The sequence below is a fragment of the Streptomyces sp. NPDC051567 genome (genome assembly GCF_044454165.1).
Lineage (GTDB): Bacteria > Actinomycetota > Actinomycetes > Streptomycetales > Streptomycetaceae > Streptomyces.
The window spans coordinates 1-17647 of record NZ_JBITDK010000010.1 but is presented as its reverse complement, the minus strand read 5'-3'; the positions used below and the strand labels follow the sequence as shown (position 1 = coordinate 17647).

Below are 17647 nucleotides of genomic sequence, written 5' to 3'. Positions count from 1 at the left end.
GCGGGTCGCCGGGGGCGGGTGTGTGCCTTCCCGGTCACGGGCTCAGTCGCCCTCCTCCCCCAGGCCCACGGGCCAGGTGTGCACGGGATCGCCCCGGTGCATCAGTTCGCTGTACCGCCGGGTCGTCGCGGCCAGCGCCGCGTCCCGCTCCAGCCCGGCCGCCAGCGCCCGGTGGTAGGTGTCCACCTGCCAGGTGGCGCCGTTGACCCGGCGACGGCAGCGCTCCTCGACGATGCCGAGGTAGTGGTCCCGGTCCGCGGGCGCGATGCCCCAGGCGTCCAGCCCGGCCGCCGCCATCGGCAGCAGCTCGTCCAGGACCAGCCGTACCGCGGGCACGCTCACGAGCTGGCCGCCCCGCCCCCGGCGCGGCCAGCGCAGCCGCGCGTCGATCCCGTACCGGCAGGCCGCGTCGAAGTTGGCCTCCGCCTCGGCGAACGGCAGCCGGGTCCACACCGGCCGCGCCTCGTCGGCGAGGGTGCGGACGAGCCCGTAGTAGAAGGCGGCGTTGGCGACGACGTCGGCGACGGTGGGCCCGGCCGGCAGCACCCGGTTCTCCACCCTCAGGTGCGGCACCCCGTCCGCGACCCCGTACACCGGCCGGTTCCACCGGTAGACGGTCCCGTTGTGCAGGACCAGTTCCTGCAACCCCGGCACCCCGCCCTCGGCGAGCACCCGCAGCGGTTCCTCCTCGTCGCAGATCGGCAGCAGGGAGGGGAAGTAGCGGACGTTCTCCGCGAAGAGTTCGTACGCCGACTCCACCCACCGCTCCCCGAACCAGGTCCGCGGCCTCACCCCCTGTGCCTGGAGCTCGGGCGGCCGGGTGTCGGTGGCCTGCTGGAAGAGGGGGGGCCGCGACTCCCGCCACAGCTCCCGCCCGAACAGGAACGGCGAGTTCGCGCCGACGGCTATCTGGACGGCGGCCACCGCCTGCGCCGCGTTCCACACGTCGGAGAACCGGGAGGGCGTCACCTGGAGGTGCAGCTGGACGGAGGTGCACGCGGCCTCCGGCACGATCGACCCGGAGGTCCAGGTCAGCCGCTCCACGCCCTCGATGTCGAGGGTGAAGTCCTCGCCGCGCATCATCAGGATCTGCTCGTTCAGCAGCGAGTAGCGGTCCACCGCCGAAAGGTTGGCGGCCACCAGGTCGGCGCGGGAGATGGTCGGCAGAATTCCGATCATCACCACCCCGGCGTCCACCTCGACGGCCTGCCGGTGGGCATAGCCGAGCCCGGCGCTGAGTTCCTCCGCGAGCTGGTCGAACACCCGGCCGCCGAGCCGGTGCGGAAGGACGTTCACCTCCAGGTTGAACATGCCGAGTTCGGTCTGGAAATCCGTACTCGCTATCCGCTCCAGAACCTGTGCGTTCACCATTCTCGGCAGTCCGTCGGGCCCCGCGAGATTCAACTCGATCTCCAGCCCCATCATGTTCTTCGGGCGATCGAACCTCTTCTCTGCCAGAAGTCGCTCCAATCCCTCCAGACACTCGTGAAGCTTTTTCCGGTACCGCTGCCGATCGGACAGGTCGAATCCGCCCGCCACGACCTTCTCCCCCATCGAAGCGTCCCTTCTCCAGTGGCCTGGCCCGGGACACCCCGGCGCGCGTCACGGTCGATGATGCCCCGGCAGGGTGATCCATAACGCCCCCCGGTGCGCGAGTGGCGAGGAGCGCGCGCCGGTTTGGCCGAAGGGCGCTTCGGCACATTCACCTGGCAAGTCGGCTCACGCAAAATCAGCTCAGACTTTGCCAGTTGCGGATAACAGACGCTTTCCAGCCGAGCCATCGTCCGGTAACCTTCGAGGTCAGCGCGGTATGCCTGCGCGCAATCGGCACGAATGCCACGGCAGCGGGACCGGTAAACGTCTTGTCGTCAATAGGCGGGACGGCTAGCCGAAACACTGCGTGAACACATGTCGTATAAACTCCGCAAACGAGGCAGAGAGTTGGCGCGCGACCATTGCCCCCCAGCCCTCGTCCGGCCCCAGAATGCGACAGCGCCGTCGTACCTGCCCCGATCCACAGGTCTCCCAAGTGAGAGGCGACCCACCATGCCGCTGCATGTCCCTCCGGCTCCCGCGCCCGCTCTGCGCAGCGTCCTTCAGGCACTCGGCTCCCCCACCGCCGTCCATGAGGCGCACACTCCGGCCCTGCGCGCGCTCCAGGGCCCGGCGACCGCGGAACTCCCCCTTCCGGTACATGTTCTGGACCGGGTGCGTGCCAGTGGCAGGCCGCCGCGCACCCGGCTGACCGGCTGGCGGTTCCTGATCCGTGGCGACGACCGCTTCGTCGCCGCCGCCGACACCCGGCTGACGCCGGACGGCTGGGTCTTCTCCCACTTCTTCGAGGGCCCCTACGTCGCCGCGACCGAACGCGCCCTGCGCCAGGCGGAGTCGCTCGGCCGGCGCTACCAGCCCCGGCTGCTGTCCGTACCGGAGCTGTACATGCTGACCCTCTGGCTGCACGGGGCGGTGGGCGCGGACGCCGCCTCCGGGCTGCCGGGCGCCGAGGACCTGCTCGTCCCCCTGGCCCCGGCACCGCCCGGGATCGCCCCGTACCGGCCGCACCTGCTCTCCGAGCTGCTGCCCGTACTGACCCACCGGCTGACCCCTCCGGCACCCCCGGTACCGCCCTCGATGGCCGCGCCCGCCGCCTGACCCGTACGGCCCATTCGGTCTAGCCCGTCCGGGCCACCACCGAACCACCCGAAATGACAGGGGAGTTGGTCTGAACCGCCCGCACGGGTGACGCGTCTTCCCTCCATGAGGACAGCTGCCGGGAAATGCCTGCGAAGCGGCTGTCGTGGGGGAAGACTGAGGCCCACGCGCCCCGCGGGTGCGGGGACGATCCAGGGGGACGGCCATGAACCACGCATCGAGCCGTAGCACGCAGACCACTCCGCAGCGAAAGAGCGCATCCATGTGCCAGCACCAGCCAGCCTGCCCGTCCGCCGACTCCGCCGACCGGGAGGCATCGCACCCTGTCGCCCACCACCCGGAACAGGGCTGGAGCCTGCTGTGCAACGGCGTCCTGCTCTTCGAGGACACCGGGGAGCTGCTGCCGGACGGCCAGATCATCGCCCCGCACCGCCCCCTCGCGTCGGCACACGCGATGAGGGCCGCGTAGGACCTGTCGTCACCGCGCGAGGGGCCGGTCCGGGAGGAGATCTCCCGGACCGGCCCCTCGTTCACGCCGTCCGTCCGCGCACCGCGTTCACACCGGGCGCGACCTCACGCCGGTACGGCCCGGTTCGCGCGCTTCGTACTCGTACTCGTGCTCAGTTCTCGTACTCGTGCTCAGTTCTCGTACTCGTCCAGCGGCGGGCAGGAGCAGACCAGGTTCCGGTCGCCGAACGCGCCGTCGATCCGGCGCACCGGCGGCCAGTACTTCTCGGTGGCCGTCACCCCGGCCGGGAAGACCGCCTCGTCCCGGGTGTACGGGTGGTTCCACTCGCCGCCCAGCGCGGCGGCCGTGTGCGGGGCGTTGGCCAGCGGGTTGTCGTCCACCGGCCACTCACCGCCCGCGACCCGCTCGATCTCGCCGCGGATGGCGATCATCGCGTCGCAGAAACGGTCGATCTCGGCCAGGTTCTCGGACTCCGTCGGCTCGATCATCAGCGTGCCGGCGACCGGGAAGGACATGGTCGGCGCGTGGAAGCCGTAGTCGATCAGACGCTTGGCGATGTCGTCCACGCTGACCCCCGTCGCCTTCGACAGCGGACGCAGGTCGATGATGCACTCGTGCGCGACCAGGTTGCCCGGCCCGGTGTAGAGCACCGGGTAGTGCGGCTCCAGCCGCTTGGCGATGTAGTTGGCGCCGAGCACCGCCACCTGGGTGGCGCGCTTGAGCCCCTCGCCGCCCATGAGCCGCACGTACGACCAGGAGATCGGCAGGATGCCCGCCGAGCCCCAGGGGGCGGCCGAGACCGGGCCGACGCCCGTCGCCGGACCGGCGGACGGCTGGAGCGGGTGGTTCGGCAGGTACGGGGCCAGGTGCGCCCGGACCCCGACCGGGCCGACGCCCGGACCGCCGCCGCCGTGCGGGATACAGAAGGTCTTGTGCAGGTTCAGGTGCGAGACGTCGCCGCCGAAGTGCCCCGGCTTGGCCAGGCCCACCAGGGCGTTGAGGTTGGCGCCGTCCACGTAGACCTGGCCGCCGGCGTCGTGCACCCGGGCGCAGATGTCCGCGACGTGCTCCTCGAACACGCCGTGCGTGGACGGGTAGGTGATCATCAGCACCGCGAGTTCGTCACGGTACTGGTCGATCTTGGCGTGCAGGTCGTCCGCGTCCACCTCGCCGTCGTCGGCCGTCCTGACGACGACGACCTTCATGCCGGCCATCACGGCGCTGGCGGCGTTGGTGCCGTGCGCGGAGGACGGGATGAGGCAGACGGTGCGCCGCGCGTCACCGTTGGCGCGGTGGTAGGCGCGCACGGCCAGCAGTCCGGCCAGCTCGCCCTGGGAACCGGCGTTGGGCTGGAGGGAGACCTTGTCGTAGCCGGTGACCTCGCAGAGACGTTCCTCCAGCTCGGTGATGAGCGTGAGGTACCCCTCGGCCTGCTCCGCCGGGGCGAAGGGGTGCAGCTGGCCGAACTCGGGCCAGGTGACCGGCTCCATCTCGGTGGTCGCGTTGAGCTTCATCGTGCAGGAGCCGAGCGGGATCATGCCCCGGTCCAGCGCGTAGTCCTTGTCCGCGAGCCTGCGCAGGTAGCGCAGCATCGCGGTCTCGCTGCGGTGCTGGTGGAAGACCGGGTGGGTCAGGTAGGTATCCGAGCGCAGCAGGCCCTCGGGGAGCGCGTCGGCCGTGGTCCCGTCGAGCGCCTCGATGCCGGCGGTGACCCCGAAGGCGGCCCAGACGGCCTCGACATCGGCGCGCAGCGTGGTCTCGTCGCAGGAGACCGAGACGTGGTCGGCGTCGGCCCGGAACAGGTTGACCCCCCGCTCCCGGGCCGCGGCGACGACCTCGGCGGCGCGGCCCGGCACGCGGGCGGTGACCGTGTCGAAGAAGGCGCCGTGGACGGTCTCCACCCCGCCGGCCGTCAGACCGGCGGCGAGCAGGGCCGCGTAGCGGTGGGTGCGCCGGGCGATCGTCCGCAGGCCGTCCGGGCCGTGGTAGACGGCGTACATCCCGGCCATGACGGCGAGCAGCACCTGGGCGGTACAGATGTTGCTGGTGGCCTTCTCGCGGCGGATGTGCTGCTCACGGGTCTGCAGGGCCAGCCGGTACGCCTTGTTGCCGTCCGCGTCCACGGAGACGCCGACGAGGCGGCCGGGCAGCGAGCGGGCGTGCTTGGCCTGGACGGCCATGTAGCCGGCGTGCGGTCCGCCGAAGCCCATCGGGACGCCGAACCGCTGGGTGGTGCCCACGGCGATGTCCGCGCCCAGCTCGCCCGGGGAGGTCAGCAGGGTCAGGGCGAGCAGGTCCGCGGAGACGGTGACGACGGCGCCGAGCCCGTGGGCCTGGTCGATGACCGGCTTGATCTCCCGTACCGCGCCGGAGGCGCCCGGGTACTGGAGGAGCACGCCGAAGACGCCGCGCTCGGCGATCTCGGCCGGGATGCCGTCGGACAGGTCGGCGACGACGACCTCGACCCCGACCGGCTCGGCGCGGGTCTCGATCACGGCGACGGTCTGCGGCAGCGCGTCGGCGTCGATCAGGAAGACGCCGCCCTTGACCTTGCCCACCCGCCGGGCCAGCGACATGGCCTCGGCGGCGGCGGTGCCCTCGTCGAGCAGCGAGGCTCCGGAGGTCGGCAGGCCGGTCAGCTCCGCCACGACGGTCTGGAAGTTCAGGAGCGCTTCGAGACGGCCCTGCGAGATCTCGGGCTGGTAGGGCGTGTAGGCCGTGTACCAGGCGGGGTTCTCCATGACGTTGCGCAGGATCACCGGCGGCGTGAAGGTCCCGTAGTAGCCGAGACCGATCATCGAGGAGAGGACCTGGTTGCGGTCGGCGAGCGAGCGGAGCTCGGCGAGGACCTCGGCCTCGGTCCGCGCCCCGGGCAGGTTCAGCGCGCCGGCGGTCTTGATCACATCCGGCACCGCGGCGGCGGTCAGCTCGTCCAGGGAGCCGTAGCCCACCTGGGCGAGCATCTTCGCCTGCGCCTCGGCGTCCGGGCCGATGTGGCGCTGCTCGAAGGGGATGCCTCGCTCCAGCTGGGAGAGCGGAATGCGGTTGGCGGTCATGACGGAGGCCTCCTGGTCGTATGACCTGCGAGGGGCACCACGGCGCGGGCACCCGGACGGCCTCCCCCTCTGTCATCTCAACCTGAGAGTTTCACCGGGCCTCGCGGGGATCTTGCCCAGCGACCGCTGGGAGGTGCCCCCGATGAGATCCGGCTTTCACCGTCGGTGAGGAGCGGAACCGGCGCTGCGCGCCCGGTACCCGCCCCTGCTTTCCAGAGTGGCCTCGTCCGTGCGGTACGTATGCCTGAGAGATTCCGGGGAGGATTTGCTCCTTCGGCGCCTCCGTCGTGCTCACTCGGAGGACTCTCCCGCACAGGGTCGACAGCCGTCACCCAGCCTACCAGCGGCGTTGCCGGGGCCTCCGTCGAGTGGCCCCCTCTCCGGATATGCCTTTCTGTAGTGAATACGGATGAGTTGCGACCAATGCGACCAGTTGGAGGGACCGTGCAGACCGACATCGATCCGCGCAGCCTGATCGGCCGCAAGGCGTTCGACCGCAATGGCACCAAGATCGGAACCGTGGACGAGGTCTACCTGGACGACGCCACCGGGGTCCCGGAATGGGCCGCGGTCCGCACGGGCCTGTTCGGCCGGGACGCCTTCGTCCCGCTGGAGCCGAGCGAGCTGGTGGACGACACCCTGCGGGTGCCCTTCGAACGTGCCCTCATCAAGGACGCCCCGGACTTCGGCGTCGGCCGCCACCTCTCCCCCGAGCAGGAGTTGCAGCTCTACCACCACTACGGCCTGGACGTGACCCCCCCGGCCGAGTTCCAGCGCCCCGAGCCCCCGCCCGGGAAGGACCGGGACTTCGGCCGCCTGGCGGGCGACGAAGGCTGAGCCCCGCCCGGGGTGACGTCCTGCCGCCCCGCGACGGCGTCCGGCCCGGCGGCTACGGGCCCGCCTGCCGCTCCCCCGGCAACGGCAGCGGATCGGTCGGCTCCAGTTCGGGGTCGTCCACCCGGAAGGTCCGCACCCGGCCCGGCTCCGCCCCGGGCCGCTCGAACCGTACGGTCACCCGCCCGACCCCGCTGCCCTGCACCCACCCGGGCCCGTGCACCGCGTGCCGCACATCGCTCCCGGGCACCCAGTGCCGCCCGGGAGCGGGCTCGGCCGCCTCCGGCGCGACACCGGGGCCGGGCAGCGCTCCCGGCCCCGGCCCCGTATCCGTCACCCCGGTGGCCGCACCAGCCCCTTCCGCCCCCTCTGTCTTCTCCACCCCACCGACATCCTCCGGACGCTTGCCTTCGGGCGCCTTCCCGACCGGCTCCCGAGCGGCCCGCTCCCGCTCCCGTTCCCGTTCCTGTTCCTGTTCCTGTTCCCGCTCCTGGGCGGCGGCCTGCGCGAAGAGGTCCTCCTGCGTGTAGTCGGTCAGCCCCGTCACCCCCACCCCCAGCAGCCGCACGCCTCCCGTGGTGTCCACCGCCTCCAGCAGCCGGGCAGCCGCCTCCCGCACCACCGCCGGGTCGTCCGTCGGGCCCCGCAGCGTCTCGGACCGCGTCAGCGTCGAGAAGTCGTACCGCCGCACCTTGAGCACGATCGTGCGCCCCGAGTGACCGGACCCCCGCAGCCGTTCCACACACCGGTCGGCGAGCCTGCGGACCTCCTCACGGATGCGCACCCGGTCGTGCAGGTCCACGTCGAAGGTGTCCTCGACCGACACCGACTTCGCGTCCCGCTCCGCGACCACCGGCCGGTCGTCCAGGCCCAGCGCCATCCGGTACAGCCCGACCCCGTGCGAGCGGCCCACCATCCGGACCAGCTCGTCCTCGCCCGCCTCGGCCAGCTCCCCCACCGTGGTGATCCCGGCCCGCCGCAGGTGCTCCCCGGTGGCCGGCCCCACCCCCGGCAGGGTCCGCACCGGCATCGGCGCCAGCAGCTCCCGCTCCGTCCCCGGCTCGATCAGCAGCAGTCCGTCCGGCTTGGCCGCCTCGGACGCGACCTTGGCCAGCATCTTGGACCCCGCCAGCCCCACCGACCCGCTGAGCCCCGTGGCCGCCCGGATCTCCGCCCGCAGCCGCTCCCCCGTCTCCCGGGCCGCCCCCGCGTCGAAGGCGGCGCCGCCCGCCTCCAGGTCCACGAACGCCTCGTCCAGGCTGAGCGGCTCCACCAGCGGCGACACCTCCCGCAGCAGGGTCATGACCACCTCGCTGACCGCCCGGTAGAGACCGAAGCGCGGGATCAGGCAGGCGCCGTTCGGGCAGAGCCGCCTGGCCTGCGCCATCGGCATCGCCGAATGCACCCCGAACCGCCTGGCCTCGTAGGAGGCGGTCGCGACGACCCCGCGCGGCCCGAGCCCACCGACGATCACGGCTTTCCCGCGCAGGCTCGGCTTCGACGCCTGTTCCACGGAGGCGTAGAAGGCGTCCATGTCCAGATGCAGGATGGTCGGCACGGATCTCACACCTCCGATGCTGCCCTACCCCTCTGACATCCCGACCCCGGCCACACCACCGCCCCCTGCCCCCCTGCCACCCCACCCGCCCCGCCCGGCCTTCGGGCGAGTGAGCCGGAGGGCCCCCTGAGTCAGGCCTCAAGCACCCCGGAGGTAGACCGACACCCCGGGGAAAGAAGGCGAGTGAGCCGAAGGGGCGCGCCTGGGGAACAAGGGCGAGCGCGCGGAGGAAACCCGAGGTACGAGGGTTTCTGAGCACGTACGGCCTGGTGAGTCAGGCTCCGAGCGCCCCGGAGGAGAACCGAGCCCCAAAAAACTAGACAGCCCTGTTCCGGCGGGCGGCCAGTTCGTCGGCCGGGTTGTGTCCCACCAGGGTCTCGCCGGTGTCCACCCGCTCTCCGTGGAGCTGCGACAGCGCGTTCTCCACGTCCCGCCACACCACGCCCACCGCGATCCCGAAGACGCCCTGCCCGCCCTGGAGCAGGCTGACGACCTGGTCGGGCGAGGTGCACTCGTAGACGGTGGCGCCGTCGCTCATGAGTGTCATGCGGTCCAGGTCGCAGAAGCCGCGGTCACGCAGGTGCTGCACGGCGGCGCGGATGTTCTGCAGCGCCACCCCGGTGTCCAGGAACCGCTTGACGATCTTGAGGACGACGACGTCCCGGAAGCTGTACAGGCGCTGCGTGCCCGAGCCGTACGCGGGGCGCACGCTCGGCTCCACCAGCCCGGTCCGCGCCCAGTAGTCGAGCTGCCGGTACGTGATGCCCGCCGCGGCGCAGGCCGTCGGCCCGCGGTAGCCGACCTGTTCGGGTGCGGGCGCGGGCGCCGGGTCGCCACCCACCGCCGTGACCGGCGTGGACTCCGGCTGCCGGCGCGCGGAACCCGCCGCACCGCCGTACAGCGGATACGTTCCACTGTCACCGCGTGCGGGGATGCCCCCGGTCGTACCGTCGCCCGTGATCCTCACGCCGACCCTCCGTCCTCGACCTGCCACCTTGAAGGTAGGCAGTCACCAGGGGTGCGTCAACGATCGCCACACTCGGCATGCCGAGTGATAATCACCCTGAGAGTGGTTTCGCGTGCCCCTTTGCGGGGAAAGGCTACTCGAATGAGGCGGTGGTTCCCCGTGGGTGACGGGGCCGACGCGGCCCGTGCCTCACTGCGGGCCGCCGCCGAAGTCCTCGGGGGAGATCTGGTCGAGGAACTCGCGGAACTTCTCCACCTCGTCTTCCTGCTCGTCGGGAATCGCGATCCCGGCATCGGCCAGCACGCCGTCACTGCCGTAGATCGGCGTCCCCGTCCGCAGGGCCAGCGCTATGGCGTCGGACGGCCTGGCGCTCACCTCGACCCCGCTGGCGAAGACGAGCTCCGCGTAGAAGACGCCCTCCCGCAGGTCCGTGATCCGGACCTCGGTGAGCTCCTCGCCGACCGCCTCCAGCACGTCCTTGAACAGGTCGTGCGTCAGCGGCCGGGCAGGGGCCATCCCCTGCTGCGCGAAGGCGATCGCGGTCGCCTCCCCCGGACCTATCCAGATGGGGAGGTACCGGTCGCCTCCCACTTCACGCAGGAGCACGATCGGCTGGTTCGAGGGCATTTCCACCCGGACACCCACTACGTCGAGCTCGTTCACACAGCAACCCTAGGACCTGCCCGGCAGGTTTGGGTAGTCGGGCCCCTCCCCGGGCTCCCCCAGGTCAGTGCGGCCGGACCCCCAGAGCGGTCTGCACGAGCGCCTCGTGCAGCCGTACGGAGAGCCCCGCCAGCTCCTTCAGGGTGGCCTCGGCATGGGCCCTGGTCTGCGGATTGCGGTGCCGGCGCAGCGGGGCGACGACCTGCTCCACCAGGCCCGCCTCCCGGTCCGCGGCGGCCTTCATGGCCCTCAGGTGTCTCGGTTCCAGACCGAACCGGCCCAAGTCGGCCACGAGCCGGGCCACAGTGACCGCCCCGGCGTCGAACCCGCCGCCGGGAACCTCCGACAGCAGCCCGTAGGACTCCCACTCGGCCAGCTGCGCCTCGTCCACCCCGGCCTCGGCCATCAGAGCGGCCCGGTCCACCCGGGCCGCAGGGGGCCGCTCGCGGCCGACCGCGCCGTAGACGGCAGCAGGGCCCGTCGGGGCGCCGGAGTCCCCGTGCGCCGTCGGGGCGGGGATGCGGATCTGCTCGCCGCGGGCGAGCGCGTCGAGCTGCTCCCGGATGACCTTGAGCGGCAGGTAGTGGTCACGCTGCAGGCGCAGGACGTGCGCCAGCCGCTCGACGTCGCCGGTGCTGAACTTGCGGTATCCGGAAGGTGTGCGCCGGGGCTCGACCAGCCCCTCCGCCTCCAGGAAACGGATCTTCGAGATCGTGACTTCGGGAAACTCGTCACGCAGCACGGTGATCACCGTGCCGATGCTCACCAGCCGCCCGGCCGGTCCGGTGGTACCGGCGGTGCCGTTCTTCGGGGCACCGCCGGTCGGGGTACGCAGCATGAGACCTTTCCTGGGGTCCCCCCGGACGGAGTCCGGGGGAGGGTCAGATGCCCCGCAGGCTCGCGTAGAAGACCAGCCGGTACTTGCCGATCTGCACCTCGTCGCCGCTGTGCAGGGCGACCGCGTCGATCGGCTCACGGTTCACGTACGTGCCGTTGAGGCTGCCGACGTCGGAGACGGTGAAACCGCCCTCCTGGCCCCTGCGGAACTCGACATGCCGCCGGGAGACGGTGACGTCGTCCAGGAAGATGTCGCTCTGCGGGTGGCGGCCGGCCGTGGTCAGCTCGCCGTCGAGCAGGAAGCGACTGCCGGAGTTGGGTCCGCGCCGCACGATGAGCAGGGCGGAACCCGGCGGCAGCGCCTCCACCGCGGCCTGGGCCTCGGGGGAGAGCGAGGACGGCATGTGCCCCTGCCCCGACACCTCGGCCTCGTAGGCCTCCAGTCCGGAGATCGAGATCGTGGACGTGGTCTCCGAGGCGCGCTCCGGCGTCAGACCCGCCCGCAGCGGCGCCCCGCAGTTGGAGCAGAAGCGGCTGACCGCGTCGCTGCGGTGCCCGCACCTGCTACAGATCTGCACGGCCGGCATGGACGGCTCCTCGCGCCGCGGCTGCCCCGCGGAAGCACTGGTGGCATACGGGTCGGAGACAAACCCTCCACCCGCACTTGAGGTTGATGGTTCACCGAAACCTATGCGCCCGGTACCGGCAGGGTCAACAGGCGACGCGCCGTGTCCGCCCGAAGGGCCGTCCACGCCGCCCACCTCGTCCCGGAAGAGCGGCCGGTCTCCCTGGCCCTCCCCCTCCACATGCCCCGCGCGGTGCCTGGGCGCCCCGCTCTCCTCGCGGTTCTTCTTTCCGAACAACTTCTCAAACAACTTCACGGGCGATTCCCCTTGACCGAAACAGACCCGCCCGTGGGGCAGGACGAACTTCGCATGCACACACCTGCCGACCCGGACATCCTCACAACGTCCGTAACCATCAGACAGTTTCCACCACGCACCGCGACTTCGGTGCGCCGACCCCCCGCAGGCATCCGCCCGCGTGAGCGGCTCCACGTCCCGTCCCGTTTCACGACGGTGACGACCGAGCGTAGTCAGGCTGCTTCGCGGGCCGCAAGGCGTCCACGACGATCTTCGCCGACCGTGTGACGGCGACGGTGGCCTGTTCCTTCTCCAGCGTCTGGACCACACCGCCGGGAATGTTGAGGGCCGGCTCCAGGTCCTGGGGTTTGCCGATCACCCTGAACTCGTACGGCTGCGTGATCTTCCTGCCGTCGATCCCGACCCCGCCGTCCTCGTCCGTGAAGTACGAGCCCGCCACGATCCGCACCCCGTTGATCTGGATCGCCTCGGCCCCGGCCGCCCGCAGCTCCTGCAGGGTGTCCAGGAGCTGGTCCGACCGGACCTCGCCCGTGGGATCGGTGATCCTCAGCGTGATCCCCGGGCCCTGCGCCGCCACCGTACCGGCCAGGATTCCGAGTTGACGCTCCTTCTCGACGGTCTGCCGACGGGCCTCCTCGGCCTGGTTCGAACTGTTCTCCAGCTCCTTGCGCTGCGCCTCCAGCAGCTGTTTCTCGTCCTCCAGCCGCTTGGTCCGCCCGTCGACCTCGTCGAGGATGCGCACGAGGTCCTCCTGACGGGCTCCGCGCAGCGCGCCGGACTCGCTGTTCGACCGCACCTGGACGGCCAGTCCCAGACCGAGGCCGAAGAGCAGGAACGCGACGACCAGTTGGGCCCGGCTCACCCGCGGCGGCCACAGCCCGGCCAGCAGCCGCTGCCGGCCCGTCGGCGCGGGCGGCCGGGCACCCTCGTCCTTCGGCTCTTCCTGCGGGGTGTCGTCCGTACGCACCGGCCTCACGCCCTGAACACGTGCCGGCGGATGGCCGCGGCGTTGGAGAAGATCCGGATGCCCAGGACCACGACCACGCCCGTGGACAGCTGTGCGCCGACGCCCAGTTCGTCACCGAGGAAGACGATCAGCGCGGCGACCACCACGTTCGACAGGAACGACACCAGGAAGACCTTGTCGTCGAAGAGGCCGTCCAGCATCGCGCGCAGCCCGCCGAACACGGCGTCCAGTGCCGCCACCACGGCGATCGGCAGATACGGCTCCACCACGGCCGGCACTTCGGGCCGGACCAGAAGTCCGACCACCACTCCTGCCAGGAGGCCCAGTACCGCGATCACGACGCACCCTTCTGCTGCTCTGCTGCTCTGGCCGTACGGAGGGTCAGGCTCGGCGCCGCCGGCAGCCGCAGCTCGGCCACCGGGGACAGGCTGGAGCGGATTCCATAGCTCTCCTGGAGGACGTGCAGGTAGTGGCCGTCCGCGGAGTCCCGGAAGGCGGCGGCGAGCCGTTTCCCGTCCCCCACCGCCAGCACCTCGTACGGCGGCGCCAGCGGCCTGTTGTCGACCAGTATCGCGTCACCGGCCGCCCTGATCGCCGACAGCGACGTCAGCCGCTGCCCGTTGACCGAGACGGCCTCCGCACCGGACTGCCAGAGCCCGTTGACGATCTTCTGCATGTCCCGGTCGCGGAGCCGGCCGGTGTCCGAGAACCCGGAGCTCTCACGCGGCCCCCCACCGCCCGACGACGCCCCTTTCGCATCGTCCACGACCAGCCTGATCCCGGGTCCCCGCACCTCGGTGGCGCCCGACAGCAACGCCACGAGCCGGCCCTGGTCCCCGCCGTGCTGTTCGAGGGCCCTGCTCTGCCGGGCGGCGACATCGGCCCGGAGCCCCTCGATGTCCCGCTCCAGCCCGTGCATCCGCCCGTCCGCCCGCTCCACCCGGCCGATCAGCTCCTGACGCTCCCTGGCCAGCACGGGCGCGGCCACCCGCGCCTCGGCGGCGGCGAGCGTGACGACCGTGGCGACGAGTACGAGCGCGGCGGCGAGCATCAGCTTGGCCTTGAGGGGGCGCGGCAGACCCGCCGTGCCCTCCGCCTCGCGCCGGGCGGCGGCCTCCGCGTAGCCCTCGTCGAGGCTGTGGTCCATCACGTGCGTCAGCAGCGACATGGAGGCGTCCGGGCGCGCGGGCGGCGGCGCCGGACTCCGGTGGGGGGACGGCTGCGACATGCCGCACATCGTCGCATGTCGGCGCCGTGCGCGCCGAACGCGTCCGTCCGGCGGACCGGGCCGGGCACCTCCCCGTACCCGGCCCGCCGGAGCCCCGTCCTACGGCGCCCCGCGCCCGGCGCTCAGTGCCCGGCTCAGTGCCCGGCGCCGTCCACCACCCCGGCCCACTCGTCCAGCAGCGCCTGCGCGGACGCGTCGTCGGGGCCTTCGGCCCACAGGTGGGTGACCGCCTCCGCCGGGTCCGGCAGGACCAGCGCCCACCGCCCGTCGGCCTCGACCACCCGCACCCCGTCGGTGGTGTCCACCTGCCGGTCCCCGGCGGCTTCCACGACCCGCCGCATGACGAGCCCCTTCACCGCCCACGGCGTCGGCACGTCCCGCTTGAGCACGTGCGCCCGCGGAATCCGGGCGTCGATCTGGCTCAGCGTGAGCTGTGTCCGCGCCACCAGCCCGAGCAGCTGCACGAAGGCCGCCGACCCGTCGAACACACTGCTGAACTCCGGGACGATGAACCCGCCCCGGCCGTCCCCGCCGAAGATCGTGCTCTCCGCCCGGCCCACCCGGGTCAGGTCGTCGGGCGAGGTCGTCGTCCACTCCACCTGCGTGCCGTGGTAGGCCGCCACCTGCTCGGCGACACGGGTCGTGGTCACCGGCAGCGCCACCTTGCCGCCACGCTTCTCCGCGGCCACCAGGTCGAGCAGGACCAGCAGGGCCCGGTCGTCCTCGATGATCCGCCCGCGCTCGTCCACCAGGGAGATCCGCTCCCCCACCGGGTCGAAGCGGACCCCGAAGGCCGCCCGCGCCGAGGCCACGATCTCCCCGAGCCGTACCAGCCCGGCCCGCCGGGACTCCGTGGTCTCCGTCGGCCTGGACTCGTCGAGACCCGGGTTGATCGTCAGCGCGTCCACCCCGAGCCGGCCCAGGAGGCTGGGCAGGACCAGCCCGGCGCTGCCGTTGCTGGCGTCCACGACCACCTTGAGCCCCGCGTCGGCGACCCCGGTGGTGTCCACCCGCCGCAGCAGCGAGCCGGTGTAGGAGTCGAACACGCTCGACGGGAACTGCAGGTCACCGATCTCCCCGGGGAACGCCCGCCGGTACTCCTGCCGCGCGTACACCCGGTCGAGCTTGCGCTGCTGTGCCTGCGAGAGGTCGGCTCCGCGCTCGTCCAGGAACATGATGTCCACGGAGTCGGGCACCCCGGGCGAGGTCCGCAGCATGATCCCGCCCGCGCTGCCCCGCGCGGTCTGCTGCCGGGCCACCGGCAGCGGTACGTTCTCCAGGTCGCGGACGTCGATGGCGCTGGCCTGGAGCGCCGAGATCACCGCCCGTTTGAGTGCCCGCGCACCCCGGGAGTGGTCACGGGCCGTGGTGACGATCGCGCCCTTCTTCAGCGTCGTCGCATAGGCCCCGGCGAGCCTCACCACCAGCTCGGGGGTGATCTCCACGTTCAGAATCCCGGAGACTCCCCGCGCACCGAACAGATGCGCCTGTCCGCGCGACTCCCAGATCACCGAGGTGTTGACGAAGGCACCGGCCTCGATGGTCTTGAAGGGGTAGACCCGCACGTTCCCCTGGACGATCGATTCCTCGCCGACGAGGCACTCGTCACCGATGACGGCCCCGTCCTCGATCCGCGCGGCCCGCATGATGTCGGTGTTCTTGCCGATGACGCAGCCGCGCAGATTGCTGTGGGGCCCGATGTACACGTTGTCGTGGACGACGGCCTTGTGCAGGAAGGCACCGCTCTTGACGACGACGTTCGACCCGATGACCGTGTGTTCACGGATCTCGACCCCGGCCTCGATCTTGGCGTAGTCCCCGATGTACAGCGGCCCGCGCAGCACGGCGTCGGGACTGACCTCGGCGCCTTCGGCGATCCACACCCCGGGCGAGATCTCGAAGCCGTCCATCTCCACCTGGACCTTGCCCTCAAGCACGTCGGCCTGTGCCTTGACGTAACTCTCGTGGGTGCCGACGTCCTCCCAGTAGCCCTCGGCCACATAGCCGTAGATCGGCCGGCCTTCCTTCATCAGCTGCGGGAAGACGTCACCGGACCAGTCGACGGAGACATCCGGGTCCACGTAGTCGAAGACCTCGGGCTCCATGACGTAGATACCGGTGTTGACCGTGTCCGAGAACACCTGGCCCCAGGTCGGCTTCTCCAGGAAGCGCTCGACCTTGCCTTCCTCGTCCACGATCGTGATGCCGAATTCCAGTGGGTTCGGCACCCGGGTCAGGCACACCGTGACCAGTGCGCCTTTCTCCTTGTGGAAACGGATGAGGTCGGTGAGGTCGAAGTCGGTGAGCGCGTCGCCGGAAATGACGACGAACGCATCGTCCTTCAATGCCTCCTCGGCGTTCTTCACGCTGCCGGCGGTGCCGAGTGGCTTCTCCTCGTTGGCATAGGTGAGCTCCATGCCGAGTTCTTCGCCGTCACCGAAATAGTTCTTGACGAGCGATGCCAGGAACTGCACGGTGACCACGGTCTCACTGAGCCCGTGCCGCTTGAGCAGCCTGAGCACATGCTCCATGATCGGCCTGTTGGCCACCGGCAGGAGCGGCTTGGGCATGCTTGAGGTCATGGGGCGAAGACGGGTGCCCTCACCACCGGCCATCACGACGGCCTTCATGTCGGAAGAGTCCTCCTTGAGAGACGACGGTCTTGCCGACCTCACCCGTCTCGGACGGTGACTTCGCAACTCCTCCGTGTCATCCGGCGCCTCGCGGGCTCAATCGGCGGTGGTGTCCGCCTTGACCAGACGACGGACCTGCACCACGTAAAGGATTCCTGCCCACCAATAGAGCGTTGTACCCCATCCTGCGAACGCCCATCCGAAAACAGAGCCCGTCCAGGCCAGCCAGCCCGACCCGTCGCTGAGCAACAGCAGGGGGAAGGCGTACATCAGGTTGAAGGTCGCCGCCTTGCCGAGGAAGTTGACCTGCGGCGGCGGATAGCCGTGACGGCGCAGAATCCACACCATGACCAGCAGCATCACTTCACGGGCGAGCAGCGCGCAGGTGAGCCAGAGCGGCAGCAGACCCCGATAGGTCAGGCCGAAGAGCGTGGACAGGATGTACAACCGGTCCGCGGCGGGATCGAGGAGCCGGCCGAGGTTGCTGATCTGATTCCAGCGCCGCGCGAGCTTCCCGTCGAGGTAGTCGCTGATCCCGCTGAGCATGAGAACGGCCAGCGCCCAGCCGTCGTTCTTCGTCAGAATCAGCCACAGGAACAGGGGCACGCCGGCGAGGCGAGCCATGCTCAGGACGTTCGGAATGGTGAAAATTCGGTCGGTCTGGACCCGAGTCTCCTGGACCTCCACCCGGGGGCCTCCACTGTGACGGTAGAAATTTGGTCGAATCGATGCCCCTGACCCTACAGGAGACCTCGTCCGTGCCCTGAACGCAGGAAAGCCCCGCACCATAAGGTGCGGGGCTTTCCCGGAATAATTGTTCGGCGGCGTCCTACTCTCCCACAGGGTCCCCCCTGCAGTACCATCGGCTCTGAAAGGCTTAGCTTCCGGGTTCGGAATGT

15 protein-coding genes, 1 rRNA gene and 1 riboswitch are annotated in these 17647 nt (G+C 70.9%); of the genes, 3 read left to right on the top strand and 13 right to left on the bottom strand.

Annotated elements, in window-relative coordinates:
• Nucleotides 1–42 precede the first annotated feature (42 nt).
• Nucleotides 43–1554, bottom strand: a complete 1512-nt coding sequence (locus tag ACIA5F_RS13885; RefSeq protein WP_399352405.1) for a glutamate-cysteine ligase family protein — start codon at nucleotides 1552–1554, stop codon at nucleotides 43–45.
• 492 nt (nucleotides 1555–2046) lie between these two features.
• On the opposite strand from ACIA5F_RS13885, the gene ACIA5F_RS13880 reads away from it, so the two are divergent.
• Nucleotides 2047–2652 (top strand): hypothetical protein, encoded by a 606-nt coding sequence (locus ACIA5F_RS13880; RefSeq protein WP_399352403.1) that lies wholly within the window; start codon nucleotides 2047–2049, stop codon nucleotides 2650–2652.
• A 262-nt stretch (nucleotides 2653–2914) separates the two neighbouring features.
• Nucleotides 2915–3121, top strand: a complete 207-nt coding sequence (locus ACIA5F_RS13875) for a DUF5999 family protein (RefSeq protein WP_399352401.1) — start codon at nucleotides 2915–2917, stop codon at nucleotides 3119–3121.
• Between the two features lie 170 nt (nucleotides 3122–3291).
• Here the strand turns inward: ACIA5F_RS13875 and gcvP are convergent, their stop codons facing one another.
• On the bottom strand, nucleotides 3292–6177 hold the full coding sequence (gene gcvP, locus ACIA5F_RS13870; protein ID WP_399352399.1) for an aminomethyl-transferring glycine dehydrogenase: 2886 nt from the start codon (nucleotides 6175–6177) through the stop codon (nucleotides 3292–3294).
• Nucleotides 6178–6399: 222 nt separating this feature from the next.
• Nucleotides 6400–6498, bottom strand: a riboswitch (glycine riboswitch).
• Between the two features lie 123 nt (nucleotides 6499–6621).
• Here gcvP and ACIA5F_RS13865 point away from each other — a divergent pair.
• On the top strand, nucleotides 6622–7014 hold the full coding sequence (locus ACIA5F_RS13865; RefSeq protein ID WP_399352726.1) for a PRC-barrel domain-containing protein: 393 nt from the start codon (nucleotides 6622–6624) through the stop codon (nucleotides 7012–7014).
• Between the two features lie 52 nt (nucleotides 7015–7066).
• Here the strand turns inward: ACIA5F_RS13865 and ACIA5F_RS13860 are convergent, their stop codons facing one another.
• The 11 genes from ACIA5F_RS13860 to rrf all read right to left on the bottom strand — a co-directional run.
• Nucleotides 7067–8578 (bottom strand): DNA polymerase IV, encoded by a 1512-nt coding sequence (locus ACIA5F_RS13860; protein ID WP_399352397.1) that lies wholly within the window; start codon nucleotides 8576–8578, stop codon nucleotides 7067–7069.
• A gap of 307 nt (nucleotides 8579–8885) precedes the next feature.
• Entirely contained in the window at nucleotides 8886–9536 is a 651-nt protein-coding gene (locus ACIA5F_RS13855; RefSeq protein WP_399352395.1) for a MerR family transcriptional regulator, read from the bottom strand.
• A 189-nt stretch (nucleotides 9537–9725) separates the two neighbouring features.
• The gene (locus ACIA5F_RS13850) at nucleotides 9726–10199 is read right to left on the bottom strand and encodes a bifunctional nuclease family protein (protein ID WP_399352393.1); all 474 of its coding nucleotides are present in this window, start codon (nucleotides 10197–10199) and stop codon (nucleotides 9726–9728) included.
• Between the two features lie 64 nt (nucleotides 10200–10263).
• On the bottom strand, nucleotides 10264–11037 hold the full coding sequence (locus ACIA5F_RS13845; RefSeq protein WP_399352391.1) for a MerR family transcriptional regulator: 774 nt from the start codon (nucleotides 11035–11037) through the stop codon (nucleotides 10264–10266).
• A gap of 43 nt (nucleotides 11038–11080) precedes the next feature.
• The gene (locus tag ACIA5F_RS13840; RefSeq protein WP_399352724.1) at nucleotides 11081–12025 is read right to left on the bottom strand and encodes an FHA domain-containing protein; all 945 of its coding nucleotides are present in this window, start codon (nucleotides 12023–12025) and stop codon (nucleotides 11081–11083) included.
• Between the two features lie 82 nt (nucleotides 12026–12107).
• The gene (locus ACIA5F_RS13835) at nucleotides 12108–12887 is read right to left on the bottom strand and encodes a DUF881 domain-containing protein (RefSeq protein WP_399352389.1); all 780 of its coding nucleotides are present in this window, start codon (nucleotides 12885–12887) and stop codon (nucleotides 12108–12110) included.
• Nucleotides 12888–12892: 5 nt separating this feature from the next.
• Entirely contained in the window at nucleotides 12893–13225 is a 333-nt protein-coding gene (locus tag ACIA5F_RS13830) for a small basic family protein (protein ID WP_399352387.1), read from the bottom strand.
• On the bottom strand, nucleotides 13222–14124 hold the full coding sequence (locus ACIA5F_RS13825; RefSeq protein WP_399352385.1) for a DUF881 domain-containing protein: 903 nt from the start codon (nucleotides 14122–14124) through the stop codon (nucleotides 13222–13224). Before ACIA5F_RS13825 ends, ACIA5F_RS13830 begins: the two co-directional genes overlap by 4 nt.
• Nucleotides 14125–14249: 125 nt before the next feature.
• On the bottom strand, nucleotides 14250–16745 hold the full coding sequence (locus ACIA5F_RS13820; RefSeq protein WP_399352383.1) for a sugar phosphate nucleotidyltransferase: 2496 nt from the start codon (nucleotides 16743–16745) through the stop codon (nucleotides 14250–14252).
• 99 nt (nucleotides 16746–16844) lie between these two features.
• Entirely contained in the window at nucleotides 16845–17435 is a 591-nt protein-coding gene (locus ACIA5F_RS13815) for a CDP-alcohol phosphatidyltransferase family protein (RefSeq protein ID WP_399352381.1), read from the bottom strand.
• 129 nt (nucleotides 17436–17564) lie between these two features.
• Nucleotides 17565–17647: ribosomal RNA gene (gene rrf, locus ACIA5F_RS13810) — 5S ribosomal RNA — on the bottom strand; the annotation flags it as partial.